Raw genomic sequence first — 13,081 nt, 5'->3', positions numbered from 1 at the left:
GCACAGTCATCCGGAAGTTAACCGATGGCAATGCAAAGAATTGTGTTTGGCGAATACTAAGCCCCTTAAAATTAAGAGGGTTATGTTATTTTATCACAATGAAAAATCAGAGCGATTAATAATAACCGCCGACCGGCTTCTTAAGTACTGATGAGCATACCATATTAATCATGGTCGTAAAGTCATAGACCGGTAAATTGAGTTCATTCTGTATTGCTGCTGCATAAGGCGGCATATCACTGCACTCAAGGAGTATTGCACCTATCTCAGGATGCTCCTTCACAAGTGATTTTGCGCCCTCAACCAGTTCTTTTCTGGCCACTGCATTGTTCATATACGGTCTGTCTCTTGGAATTGCTGAAAACTCCGGCTCGAATTCCATGCACTTTACGATTATGGCATCAGATTCATATACACTGCAGGCTTCCAGCAGCTTTGGACCAAAGGTACGTTCAACTGCACAGAGAACACCGATTTTCTGATCCTTCTTCAAGCCAGCTTTAATAAACGGAATTTGAATCAGGCTGGAGGCGTAGACTGGAACATGCAGACGTTCTACCAGTTCCTTCTGCCAATATCCAAAATATCCACAGCTGCAGATGATGGCACGTACACCATCACGCTCCAGTTCTAAGCCCGCTTCAACCAAATCCTCGATGATCGTCGGATCAACTGTATGTAGCCGAGGGGAGTCCACACGTGGAAGCTTTGCATATCTTACCGGAAAATTAAATGTAGTAGCATTTGCAACATTTCCGGGAACAATCGGATAACCGACATTTAACAAGATAATCCCAATCGGAATTCCGGACATAATCTGCTCTTTCGCAGTATGTATTACAAAATCGTCGTTATTTTGGTCGAGATAACCATAATGTTTCGTTTCATTCATCTTCTTTTCCTCTCCATCATTCAAAGTGATATTCCGGCTGTTATAACAATGCAGGGTCAATAATTAATTCGCCTCTGGCAAATCGATCGATCTGATACGGTGCCATAGGAAGTGTAGGCTGCGCTCCGATGGCAGCTTCTGCGGCCAGAATTCCGATGGCTGGTGCAAACATCGTCGCCTTGGTAAGGCCAAGCGCACAGATAAAGCCTTCCACCTCCGGCACCGGCCCCACGATCACCGAATGATCCGGTCCGGTCCCGTACTGGCCTGCCCAGTGACGAACGATGCGGACATTCTTAAGCGCAGGGACTTGTTTTACTACCAACTGAGCGATTTCCTCCAAAACCCTCCATTCCGGATCAAAGTCGATAATTCCTGCTTTAACGTTGGGATCCGACCATCCGAAAAGGAATCCACCGTGCTTTACTTGAGAGATATAGGTATGGTACTTGAACGAATAGATCATCGGCCCGCCAATATAATCCAAAGGCTCCGTAATTGCGATCTGATGTTTCTCCGGTTCCACGGGAATTGTAACACCGGCCATGCGTCCGATAAACTTTCCGTATTCTCCTGCGGCATTGACGACACAGGAAGTCGCTATCTCTCCCTGATCTGTGATAACCCCTTTCACCTTACCGGACTCAACCTTGATGCCGGTTACCTTTGTATAGTTATTAAACTCTACCCCAAGATCCTGCGCACCTTTTTTGAACGCAAGGGCCATTTTCATAGGGTTGATGGTGCCATCGCCAATACCGTTCTCGGGATAAATGTAGGATCCCCCCAGGATCTCATCCACTTCCAAAAAGGGTGCTACCTCTTTGCAGCCTGCTTGATCCAAAACCTTCGTAGGAATGCCCAACGAGTTTTGCAGCCTGACATTGGTATGAAGGTTTGCAAGTTCGGTCTCGGTGTAGGCGGGAAGCAGATAACTGTGTTTATCAATCTCCAGATCTCCATAGCCGCTCTCTTCGCCCAACTTATCAAACTCTCTCACTGACAGCAGTCCCATCTTACAGTTGGAAATGCTCCCAAATTGCAGTCTGAACTGCGCTGCACAGCGACCGGTGCCGCCGAAGGGTGTATACTGTTGTTCCACCAGCACAACATTCTTAATGCCGGCCTTTGCCAGATAATAAGCGGTGGAGGTACCGGCAGCGCCGCCGCCGATAACTACTACGTCTGCAGTTTTTTTCATTTTTCTATACCCCCTACGATCTGGCCGAGCGTAATCGGTTTAATTGGTATTCGGCTGACTGGAACGTCAATCTCATCAACCTTCTTGTGGAGATAATTGGCAATTTCACGTGCGATCATCTCTTTGCAGGTCCGGCCCTGACACGGTCCCATGGTACATCGGGAATGTTTTTTGATTTCCTGCATTGATGTCACCCCACTGTCTAATAGCCGGTGCAGATCAGCTAGTGTAAAGTTTTCACAGCGGCATAAAATAATTTTATTTTCGTCCATATCCTCACCTCCTAGCGAACAGCAATGCTGCGCACGTCATAGATCAAATCGTCATCGACCAAAACGGTGATCACACTCGTACGGTCCAACTTCTTACCGCTGTTTACTCGAACGACCTCTGCTTTGCCAACGACGCTGCCGTCCCGTCCAAGCGCATCTACAACATTGCCTTTTTCAGGCAGTGGAGACATTTCATAAGGTAACGTAATCTTGATTTTACCGTTGCCCACAGTTTCATCAATCACGAAGCAGGCTAGACCCGGGCAAATGCTGACGCAAAGTGTACAGCCGGTGCAGACATCATGATTACATTTCGGAAGGTCGTTAATGTCTTTCATGGTAACGGCATGAGCGGCGCAGCTGGTGACACAGGGATTACATGGTATCTGCTCATAGCACTCTATCACCACATAGGGCCCGCGCTTCCTCCTCTCAGCGGAAGGAAGCATTTTTTCAAACATTTCTTTCGTAGCAATACCGGTTTTTTCTAACACTGTGATTCCCTCCTTTACAGCATCGCAAGACCATCGCGGATCTTCTTGCCGGTGTTGCCGGAGCGAAGCACGCGCAGTTCTTCAATATATTCGTCACGTTTTTCAATTGCTTCCGGGCGATTCATACCGGTGGCAATTGCAGCCGAAAGCCCTGCAATGCTGCCTTCGATCATGGCGGCAGTAGCCTCTTCAATGCAGGACACGTCTCCCGCAACATAAATGCCAGGCGCCGAGGTTTCCATACTTTCACTGCGCTTGGGAATGAAACCGCCCAGTTGAGGGATATACCTTATTTCTGCGCCGGCTTGCGAAATCAGCTCGCCCAGCGGTGCAAGTCCAACAGACAGGCAGATGGTATCCACCTCGATCTCACGCTCAGTACCGGGAATAATTTCAAATTTATCATCCACATCAGCCAGTACTGCACCGGTAACATATTTATCTCCCAGCGCGGTCTTGACGGTAGTCTTAGTATAGATAGGCACACCAAGACGGCGTACCTTGGAAGCATGGACCTTGTATCCGCCGATAACCGGCGCCGCTTCCACAATTGCAGCCACGTCTACTCCGGCCTGAAGCAGCTGATATGTAACGATCAAACCGATATTGCCTGCTCCGATCATGAGCACTTTCTGGCCGGGTTGAATGCCGTAAACGTTCATCAATGTCTGCACTGCGCCGGCTCCGTATACGCCGGGCAAGTCATTATTTTCAAACTGAAGCATTTTTTCCGCTGCCCCCGTACAAATAATGATCTTGTCTGCGGTCATTCGGTGATATAGTCGGTCTTCTTCATAGGCTATTACACGGTCGGAATATATTCCCAGAACATCGGTATTGCACTTGACCTCAATCAGTGGATTCTTTGCAATATCCTCTCTCAAAATCTTAACGATCTCGATGCCCCTGGTACCGGCGTGTTCTTTTTCTGATCCAAAGAACCTGTGCGTCTGCTTAATCAGCTGTCCTCCCAGCTCATCCCAGCGGTCCATAATTGTGATACGGACACCTTCATCCGCTGCTGCTAACGCGGCACTCATACCGGCAGGTCCTCCGCCAACGATTAAGATATCGCTAAATTTCATTTCGTAGTACCTCCCATCAGAGAACCGCTGCCAGATTGCAATTTGACAACCATGCCACTCTTCAGCGGTTCAACGCAGACACGTACATTTGGTACTCCGTCTACTTCCATCAGGCAAGAGGAACAGTTGCCAATCGCACAGAAAAATCCACGCGGACGGCCATGATGTTCCCGCAACTCACGCACACCATTTGCGTGTAAAGCGGCTGCAATGGGTTCTCCTTCATATCCTTCAAAGGTCTTATCTTCAAATCGGAACTGTACTTTCTCACCATGATCATATGTGAGTACTGGATGATCGGTAATCCTCACTTTAGCACCTCCTGCCTGCATTAGAGCGCCAAACGGTAAATTTCTGCTGCGTGCTCTTCCGTAAGCTTGAGGAAACTGCCATGGTTAGGGGCCCCATGGAACATGTTTTTAACCAGCATCGGAATATCCTCTTCTTTTCCTCCGATTTCAGAAATAGAGGTTGGCATTCCGATGGATCTCAAAAAATCTTTTAACGCTACAATTCCCTCTTTGGCTGTTACTTCAGGATCTTCAAAATTCATCTGGCAACCCCAGATTCTTACTGCGAATTCGACAAACCGTTCGATACCAATGCCAAGCTTCAATACATAGGTCATCCATGCAGGAGTTAGGATCGCCAGGCCGGCACCGTGGGAGCATCCATAGGTCGTAGACAATTCGTTCTCCATGTGATGTGTCCCCCAGTCCTGGTCACGGCCAACACCGGTGATGTTGTTATGGGCAACCATACCTGACCACAAAATATTGGCACGTGCTGCATAGTTACTAGGATCCGCTATGGCTCTTTTTCCTTCCTTCACCATGGTAAGCAATACTGCTTCAAGCAAGCGATCTGTAATCTCAACATCCTTGGTGTGAGAGAAAAGACGTTCCATGCAATGAGACATGATATCACTGATACCGCTGGCTGTCTGATAGGGGGGTAGTGTGGTCGTCAGCTCCGGATTCATAATAGCGAATTTGGGCCGAAGGACATCTCCGTCAGCACATCTTTTGTACATTCCGTTTTCCTGTGTTACGACTGTGTCAGTGGAGCCTTCGGAGCCAGTCGCTGCGAGGGTTAGTACAACACCAACAGGCAGTGCCTCCGTCACGGGTGTGCCTGTATAGAAATCCCAGAAATCTCCGTCATAGAGAACGCCCATCGCGATGGCTTTTCCTGAATCAATCGCACTGCCTCCACCCACGGGGAGTATGAAATCAATCTTCTCTTTTCTACAAAGTTCGATTCCTTGGTAGACAAGTCCACTCTTAGGATTTGGTTGCACTCCACCCAATTCGACATATTCGATACCTTCTGCATCTAGAGAAGCTTTCACCCTGTCAAGAAGTCCAGATTTCACAACCGAACCGCCTCCATAGTGTAGCAGCACTTTGTGACCGCCGAAACGCTTAACCTGCTGGCCGGCTGTTGACTCGGTATCTCTTCCAAAAACGAAGTAGGTCGGGCTGTAGAAAGTGAAATTATTCATAATATCCTCCTAAATAAACGATCGATTGTTATTCTCGAAACAAGCCTGCACAGAGGATATGTTTACGATTTCTAAGCATATCCTCTGTTGCAGTAGCATTAACGAAAAAAATCCTATGCCTCTGTGTAGATACCCTCACGCAGCCAAAGGTTCAGTTGTTCGAAATTCATATGGCCGATACCAAGGTATTCAAGACTATAGCCAGCCTCTGCCATTAAATCGCGTTTTGTCATAGAGCATCCCAGCGCAATCATTGAATCAATGATAGGTGTATTCGCGCCAAACTTTTTACCTAACTGACTCATTAAATAGCAGCCAACAGGGATATCTTCCGTAATGTATCGGTTGTCAAGGGAGAACGGCCCGTCTCCGTATGGCTCTTGTCTATAACGCATATCATAGTCAAACGGAATTTTATAACCCTTGCCCATGTACTCCGGACCATAGATGGAGCTGCGGCAGAAGAAATAGTCTGTATCAACAGGTGCAATGTCTGTTCCGCAGGCTTTCGCGACAGCAACACACTCCTTCCAGAAATCCACCTGGACTTCAGCGGTAGCAGGGCACAGTCCATGCGCATAGAGAGAGTAATTCTGCATTTTTTGGCCGAACAGCGTAAAGTTCTGCATTACAGCTGCACCCAGAATTGCTCCTGGAACATGAATAACAGGATTGATATTGGAAAGAGAAACATCTAGCACGGTATCACCTGTTTGGTATCCGAAATCCTCAAGATCAGAAGCAAATGTGCATGGGTCAAAGGGCGGGAAATATTTTGCTGACTCAACAAACACCTCATTGTCAGTAGCCGGTATCGCAGCACCTCTCATTAAGAGTACCCTGTCGCCAATATTAACCTCATTCGTGGCAAGACCACCCTTAACCAGAACACGCGCGCCATAGGGGGAAGTTCCCCATCCGCCTACGATAACGTTTGTGGTGCATTTCACTTCATGCATCATCTTACGGAGTAATAATGATCCGTAATTGTCAGGAATGATGGAAATAATCTGTCCATCTTCAAGCAGAGGAATCAGCTTATCAAATAGCGCCTTGTGTCCAAGTGCAACTGTTGCAACAACTACAAGTCCAGCACCCTTTACTGCCTGGGCCAAATCGGTGGTCACCATATCCATATGTGCTACACCAAGTCGGCTGAACATCACTCCGTTGGTTTCTGGCCCGCTAAGTTTAATACCTGTCTTTTCAACATTTTTAAGTGATTTCGGTGCAAATATAGGATCGTCCCAAAGTCTTACTTCTCTGCCTGCCAGCTTACAGTCTGCTGCACATGGCTTTCCAACACCTCCTGCACCAAGAATTGCAATAGGTTTTTCCTGAGCATTCTTCAAATACATCATCATTAACTCCTTTCATGCATAAACAGTACAATTTTAAGGTTCATTTAAAACACGGTTTTCCTGGTGTTCTTGTTTGCTTGCTACCGCATTATTACTAAGTCTCGCCTCCTTTATGAAGTGAATTGAGTACGCCGATTATAGGTATTACGCAATTATCAGGCCATGATTTGCTAACTGATTGAAAAAAAATATTTGGACGGATGAAACGTGTAAATTTATGGAGTCTCAAACTATATCGGAGAAATTCTCAATTCACACAACTTCTACCTGCAAGTGCAAAAATGCAAAAAACGCAAAAAATCCTTGCAGACTGCAAGGATTTTTTGCGTTTTCTATTTTCAGTGATGCTTACTAAGGGTTAATTCTATCATCTTTTGTCTAACAGAAGTTGGACATCAATGCCATTTCGTTTCATTTTATACTGAAGATTTTGTCTGCTGATTCCAAAGAATCGCGCTGTCTTCGATATATTTCCACCATTCTCTAAAAGCGCTTTACAGAGTTCGTGACGCTCTGTGTTTTGTTTCGCACCTCTAAGATTTATGAGATCGCCTTTGGTCTCACGGCCTTCAAATACAAATTCGGCTGCCAAATACAGGATGTGCTCAGGGATATAGTCTGGTGTGATAATCGACTGGTCGTTTGGAATAAGATTCATTGCATGTTCTATGGCATGATCTAATTCCCGTATATTTCCCGGCCAATGATAGGAGTTAAAGAGTTCCGATGTTGCATGATCGATGTTTCGCACATTCTTTAAAAGCTTCTTGTTAAAATGTTGAATAAAACTCTTCACTAATAGCGGGATGTCTTCTTTGTGGTCTCGAAGTGGTGGAATATTGATATTAATTACTCCCAAGCGATAAAACAAATCGCGGCGAAGTTTATTTTCTTCTATTGCTTGATAAGGTGGGCAGTTTGTGTTTGATAATACCCTGACATCCACATGAACCTCCTTTACTCCTCCGACTCGTCGAATCATACCATCTTGCAGCACACGAAGCAGCTTCGCCTGAAGAAGTATATTCATTGAATTTATTTCATCAAGTAATAACGTTCCGCCATTGGCTTGCTCAAACAAACCCGCTCTGCTTTCGGCCCCTGTATATGCTCCTCTTTCCGTACCAAAAAGCAGCCCTTCTAACAGGTTGTCTGGAATAGCAGTGCAATTGATTGCTAAAAACGGGCCATTCGCTCTTCGGCTGCCATTATGAATACTCTGCGCCAGAAGCTCCTTACCGGTTCCCGTTTCCCCATATATCATCACAGAAGAGTCTGAACAGGCAATTTGCTGACTTCTGGCGACGACCCGATTCATTGCCGGACTGATATGAATAATATCACGAAATTGATACTTGGCGGTGAGAGCGCTCTTTTCCTTTGCTCCGGTAACGGTTGACTGTTCTAATAACTTTCCTTGCAAATCTATGATCTGCTTATGCAATTCACTTGTTGTAGACCAGTCTTGCATTACACTAAACGCACCTAAGGTTTGGCTATTTTGCACAATCGGAAAAACATTCGCTACAATATCTACGTTTTTACCAAAACAAGTAGTATAGTATTGCCGCAGGTTCACTTTGGCACGCTTTTCCTGAATCACCTGCGGGATAGCATGGAACTGACCGTCTTGCATACGATAAACCTCTGTTACATGCTGTCCCAAAACATCTGAGGTCACAAGAGAGTCCATGTTTACTGCGGAATCATTCAGAAGATAGAGCCGCCCCGCTGCGTCAAACAAAGTAACGGACTCGCTGATCCCATTTAAGATACTGATCAACATGTCATGGCAGGCATCATTCGTAGCCACCCGAAAGACAATGATTTTCGTACGGGGCGGCTGGCCGGGAAGATTCAGCGTTGCGCATCGGCACAAATACTCCCCAAAAGCAATGTTGGCATATCGTATCTCATCAGTCTCTTCACATAGAAGTGTGACCGCTTCAAGGGTATTGGCTCCTAGCTGATTTTCATCGCAGTGAAGTAAATTCTTCCCCATTTCATTGACAGAAAGGATTTGATTGTTCTCCGTAACCAGCATAGCACCAAGTCCACACTGCGAGAGAACCTCAAAAGAATCCAGATAATTCATATCCATTTCCTCCATTATCACTAATCGTATGCCATAACAATTTATAAGAGAAATTTAAGCGCCTTCATTAAAGAATTGATTCCACGGTGAATTATATAACTTGTCCTAAACCAAAGCAAAGTTTTTTTGCATGCAAAATACGCAAAATTTGAACTGCAAAACATGCAAATAAATTTTGCATGTTTTGCAGTTGATTGAAATTCTAATACATAAAGAATCATCAGCAGAATAATCCAAGCCCTTCAACGCGAATCATTTGAATATCTAAATATAATTGGCATGTGACTTGCTTATTAAAGAATTTAGGAACTGTATTTCATACATTTCCATGAGTGCGCCATCACCATAGAACAACGGTCACCTAAATTGATGGAATCAGCTTGTCTATTGATCGCGTTATGATTCTTCATTGTGGAATTTGAATAATTCTGCCAAAAAAGGTAGAATAGCTTTGTCCTCTTTCTTTTACGATTTGAAATGCAGTTAAGGAAGAGAAATCCAAGGCATTTCAGGTGACTATCTCTGCATCATGCAGATCTACTCTTACAAATCTTAAGAGGAGTATCCTTCTCAGAACCACCGTAAGAAATATTGTTTAGGAGGACATTTATGGATATTGATGACAGACAATCTATATCAAAGGTCGAAGACGCAGCACTTACACCATATCTGCGCAAAGTGACACTTTTCTGTACCGGCGGACCCTTTTTAGATGGCTTTGTGCTAGTCGTAATTTCTTCAGCGCTGGTTCAGCTTGGACCGGTGCTTAATCTGGACTCGCATTGGACTGGTTTGATTGGAGCAGCTTCTCTTGTAGGTCTTTTTGTAGGCGGCGTATTTTTTGGCTATCTGACAGATATCATCGGCCGCCGATTCATGTTTACCCTTGATCTGATGGCATTTGTTGTGCTATCAATTTTATCTATGTTTGTTCAAACGCCTTTGCAACTCGTCATTCTAAGATTTCTTGTAGGCATTGCGGTTGGAGCCGACTATCCAATTGCCACAGCGCTCTTGGCGGAATTTTCTCCGAAAAAGCATAGAGGCTTCATGCTCGGTATCTTAATGGCAATGTGGTATATAGGCGCTATGACGGCGAATATTGTTGGTTATTTATTAATTGACATTCCTGGTGCCTGGAGATGGATGCTGGGGAGCGCAGCAATACCCGCCATCATACTTGTTATCGGGCGGTGGGACACCCCTGAATCACCTCGCTGGCTCCTCAGTAAGAACCGTACGGAAGAAGCGCTTAAGGTTGTAAAGCGGGTCTATGGCCCTGATGCAGAGCTTGAAGATTTGCAGCAAGAAATCGTAGAAACTAAAATCAGCAAATTACTCGAACCAGGTTATCTTAAAAGACTCATATATGTTGGGGGATTCTGGCTGTGTCAGATTGTTCCTCTGTTTGGAATCTATACGTTTGGCCCGCAGATTCTTCAAATGTTTGGTCTTGCAGAAGGCAAGCAAGCGCTTCTTGGAGATATATTGATCAGCTTAGTATTTTTAGTCGGCGTTGTTGCCGCACTGAAATGGCTGGACCGTTTTGGAAGACGACCACTTATGATTTGGAGTTTCGCGTTTATGTCCCTCGGCATGATTATGTTAGCAGTGTTTTCAAACGCCAATCCTATTATTATTTCATTGGGTTTTGCACTTTACGCTTTTGCATCCGGCGGTCCGAATATCCAGGAATGGGTTGCTCCCAATGAGTTATTCCCCACAGAAATCCGTGCAACAGCGGTAGGTCTCGGAACAGGCATCAGTCGAATTGGTGCTGCGACAGGAACTTACATGCTGCCGACTTGGCTGGCAACGCTTGGACTTTCGCAAACAATGTGGATTTTAGCTGCTGTCACTTTTGTAGGATTTCTTATTTGTCTCTTCTTGGCGCCTGAAACAAAAGGTCTGACCCTTGCTGAAGCTGGATCCATTTCAAAGAATTAAACTTGACCAGCCTCCTGCCGTTTCGTTTTTAGAATGATGAACCGTAAATAATTGATTTTCACACCTCATTTTGACCTGAGACTAAGCTTTTAGTTTCAGGTCCTCTCTTTCTCTGTAACGAATAACCGGCCTATGTCTTAGATTGAATCGTATGTTTTTAGTAGGCATATTCAAACCGTAACTATTTGCAATTTCTATGTTAGATGAGGTTATTTTGATGAAAAAAGTGACAAAACTAAGTACCAATGAAGCGGTCTCCTCTTGCGGATTTCGGGGAAAAACAGAGGATTCCTTCATCCTTCAATATGCATTTTTCATGAGCAAGGATGGTGAAATTCTGGTTTGCGACGAGGTTGGATATAAGTTTCTAAAAACCATAGATTTAGAAATATTTTATTTACAATTGGAGTCGTTCAAGATTAATTCAGCAATTACAAATACCACCATTATTCTGGGTGGGAAAAGTTATAATCTTAGGATGGTCCCAACCGACCTTCAATCCGAGACTGATGATCTTAATTCCCGTAGTGTGGAAGATATTGAGTACCTAATCGTGTTGCAGGATCAATCTTTATTTTCATATATTTTTCAGAGGCTCAAACACGCAAAGTCAAACAACCATCTGGACGTAAATGCAGATGATCCGACAGAAATCCAATTAAATCGCATCTTCGACTCCTCCAGGGTGGGCATCTTTATAACAAATTCAAAGGGGATTGTCATTTTTGCCAATGCAGTATATGAAAGCGCCACCGGCCTATCTTTAACAAATATCATTGGAAAGAATATTGCTGACCTTGGAACCATGGGATTTTTCAATCCGTTGATCACGCCTGCGATTCTTGAAACCCGGCAAAATCTCACAGTACTTCAAAAACTCGCAACAGGGAAACATGCAATCATATCCGGTTCGCCGATCTATGGCAGCAATGGTGATCCCGTTCTCATTATTACCTGTGTTAATGTAGTAACGAAAATTATCAAGGCGGATTTTCCTGATCAAAGCTACGAGCCTGCAAAACTAAAATTAAATTCGGATCAAAGAAAAAAAGAATATTCCATTGATATGATTGCAGAGAGTCGGATTATGAAGACGATCCTCCAAGAAGCCATTCATATCGCCAGATATGATGTTACCGTGTTACTTCTTGGCGATTCTGGTGTGGGAAAGGAAGTAATTGCATCGGTGATCCATGCCTCAAGTCTAAGAAATAAGGAGAAATTTGTAAAGATTAACTGCAGTGCAATCACTCCATCTCTTCTGGAATCCGAACTCTTCGGTTATGAGGCAGGCGCTTTTACTGGCGCATTGGCGAAGGGCAAGCAAGGGTTATTCGAAATCGCACATCAGGGAACACTTCTTCTTGATGAAATTGGAGATATGCCAATTGAATTACAAGCGAAATTATTGCGCGTGATCCAAAATCAAGAATATTACAGGATCGGGGGAGTCGAACCGATTCGCTCGAACGTTCGTATTATCGCATCTACAAACAAGAATCTGCAAAAGATGATTAAAATAGGTGAATTCAGAGAGGATCTTTTCTATCGATTAAATGTGATTTCCATCGAGATTCCTCCTCTGCAGCATAGAAAAGCCGATATCAAACCCCTGCTGCTTCATTTTTGTTACCACTATAATAACAAATATAATTTGAACAAACAGTTTTCAGCAGAATTGCTTCAAGTCTTAGAAAATTATAATTGGCCGGGCAATATCAGAGAGCTTAAGAATCTAGTCGAGAGGCTTTTAATACTGTGTATCGAGGATATACTCATACCCGAACACCTGTATAACAAATATAAGCTTGCTGAATCAGCGAAAACAACAATTGAAGCAATACAAATCAATGATCTTATTCCTCTCAAAGATGCCGTATCCGCAGTTGAAGAGTCACTGGTAATGAAGGCAATGAAATCCTGCGGAAGTACAAGGAAAGCTGCAGAATTGCTTGGCGTTAGTCAGACTACCGTATTGCGCAAATTGAAGGAATATGACTTGGGTTCAAAGTGTATCTAAGGAATCGTCGATTCATTCCATGCCACATTCCATGAAAGCGGTGCTTCCTATAAGGTGTCGAACCGTTATTGCAAAAAATGAACCGAATCTGCATGGTCTCTCAATTGAAAAATTGTATTACCAATAGCCCGAACCCTAGAATTCTCACTTTTTAAACATGTCAATTCCTACCTTCAGTACTGGCATAAATCTTGCTTTGTTAGTTTGTAA

Annotated in this window: 11 protein-coding genes; 2 read left to right on the top strand and 9 right to left on the bottom strand. The window is 44.3% G+C overall.

Annotated features, from left to right (window positions below; genetic code table 11):
- Positions 1-115: 115 nt before the first annotated feature.
- The 9 genes from FRZ06_00255 to FRZ06_00215 form a co-directional block, all read right to left on the bottom strand.
- On the bottom strand, positions 116-892 hold the full coding sequence (locus tag FRZ06_00255) for an aspartate/glutamate racemase family protein (protein ID QOX61896.1): 777 nt from the start codon (positions 890-892) through the stop codon (positions 116-118).
- A 40-nt stretch (positions 893-932) separates the two neighbouring features.
- Positions 933-2,093: an FAD-binding oxidoreductase gene (locus FRZ06_00250; GenBank protein QOX61895.1), complete on the bottom strand. Its 1,161-nt coding sequence runs from the start codon at positions 2,091-2,093 to the stop codon at positions 933-935.
- Positions 2,090-2,365 carry a (2Fe-2S)-binding protein gene (locus FRZ06_00245; protein ID QOX61894.1) on the bottom strand — a complete coding sequence of 92 codons (276 nt, stop codon included), beginning with the start codon at positions 2,363-2,365 and terminating at the stop codon, positions 2,090-2,092. The genes FRZ06_00250 and FRZ06_00245 overlap by 4 nt, the downstream gene beginning before the upstream one ends.
- Positions 2,366-2,376: 11 nt before the next feature.
- On the bottom strand, positions 2,377-2,859 hold the full coding sequence (locus tag FRZ06_00240; GenBank protein ID QOX61893.1) for a 4Fe-4S ferredoxin: 483 nt from the start codon (positions 2,857-2,859) through the stop codon (positions 2,377-2,379).
- A 14-nt stretch (positions 2,860-2,873) separates the two neighbouring features.
- A complete protein-coding gene (locus tag FRZ06_00235) occupies positions 2,874-3,944 on the bottom strand; it encodes an FAD-dependent oxidoreductase (protein ID QOX61892.1) in 1,071 nt (356 codons plus the stop codon).
- Positions 3,941-4,255, bottom strand: coding sequence for a (2Fe-2S)-binding protein (locus FRZ06_00230; GenBank protein ID QOX61891.1), 315 nt, complete (start codon positions 4,253-4,255; stop codon positions 3,941-3,943). Before FRZ06_00230 ends, FRZ06_00235 begins: the two co-directional genes overlap by 4 nt.
- Before the next feature lie 20 nt (positions 4,256-4,275).
- Complete coding sequence (locus FRZ06_00225) at positions 4,276-5,448, bottom strand: iron-containing alcohol dehydrogenase (GenBank protein ID QOX61890.1); 1,173 nt, start codon at positions 5,446-5,448, stop codon at positions 4,276-4,278.
- 113 nt (positions 5,449-5,561) lie between these two features.
- Complete coding sequence (locus FRZ06_00220) at positions 5,562-6,812, bottom strand: NAD/NADP octopine/nopaline dehydrogenase (protein ID QOX61889.1); 1,251 nt, start codon at positions 6,810-6,812, stop codon at positions 5,562-5,564.
- A gap of 364 nt (positions 6,813-7,176) precedes the next feature.
- Positions 7,177-8,904, bottom strand: a complete 1,728-nt coding sequence (locus FRZ06_00215) for a Fis family transcriptional regulator (GenBank protein QOX61888.1) — start codon at positions 8,902-8,904, stop codon at positions 7,177-7,179.
- Between the two features lie 609 nt (positions 8,905-9,513).
- Here FRZ06_00215 and FRZ06_00210 point away from each other — a divergent pair.
- Both FRZ06_00210 and FRZ06_00205 read left to right on the top strand, forming a co-directional pair.
- Entirely contained in the window at positions 9,514-10,851 is a 1,338-nt protein-coding gene (locus FRZ06_00210; GenBank protein ID QOX61887.1) for an MFS transporter, read from the top strand.
- A gap of 196 nt (positions 10,852-11,047) precedes the next feature.
- Entirely contained in the window at positions 11,048-12,871 is a 1,824-nt protein-coding gene (locus tag FRZ06_00205; protein QOX61886.1) for a PAS domain-containing protein, read from the top strand.
- The last annotated feature ends 210 nt before the right edge of the window (positions 12,872-13,081 follow it).

The sequence above is a fragment of the Clostridiales bacterium genome (genome assembly GCA_015243575.1).
Classification (GTDB): domain Bacteria; phylum Bacillota; class Clostridia; order Peptostreptococcales; family Anaerovoracaceae; genus Anoxybacterium; species Anoxybacterium hadale.
The sequence above is the reverse complement of the archived record's forward strand: the minus strand, read 5'-3'. Positions and strand labels throughout refer to the sequence as shown.

What these genes read in the sequence shown, in the direction of transcription:
- FRZ06_00255 (QOX61896.1), bottom strand. Translation starts at nt 892, where the DNA reads ATGAATGAAACGAAACATTATGGTTATCTCGACCAAAATAACGACGAT.
- FRZ06_00250 (QOX61895.1), bottom strand. Translation starts at nt 2,093, where the DNA reads ATGAAAAAAACTGCAGACGTAGTAGTTATCGGCGGCGGCGCTGCCGGT.
- FRZ06_00245 (QOX61894.1), bottom strand. Translation starts at nt 2,365, where the DNA reads ATGGACGAAAATAAAATTATTTTATGCCGCTGTGAAAACTTTACACTA.
- FRZ06_00235 (QOX61892.1), bottom strand. Translation starts at nt 3,944, where the DNA reads ATGAAATTTAGCGATATCTTAATCGTTGGCGGAGGACCTGCCGGTATG.
- FRZ06_00225 (QOX61890.1), bottom strand. Translation starts at nt 5,448, where the DNA reads ATGAATAATTTCACTTTCTACAGCCCGACCTACTTCGTTTTTGGAAGA.
- FRZ06_00220 (QOX61889.1), bottom strand. Translation starts at nt 6,812, where the DNA reads ATGATGATGTATTTGAAGAATGCTCAGGAAAAACCTATTGCAATTCTT.
- FRZ06_00215 (QOX61888.1), bottom strand. Translation starts at nt 8,904, where the DNA reads ATGAATTATCTGGATTCTTTTGAGGTTCTCTCGCAGTGTGGACTTGGT.
- FRZ06_00210 (QOX61887.1), top strand. Translation starts at nt 9,514, where the DNA reads ATGGATATTGATGACAGACAATCTATATCAAAGGTCGAAGACGCAGCA.
- FRZ06_00205 (QOX61886.1), top strand. Translation starts at nt 11,048, where the DNA reads ATGTTAGATGAGGTTATTTTGATGAAAAAAGTGACAAAACTAAGTACC.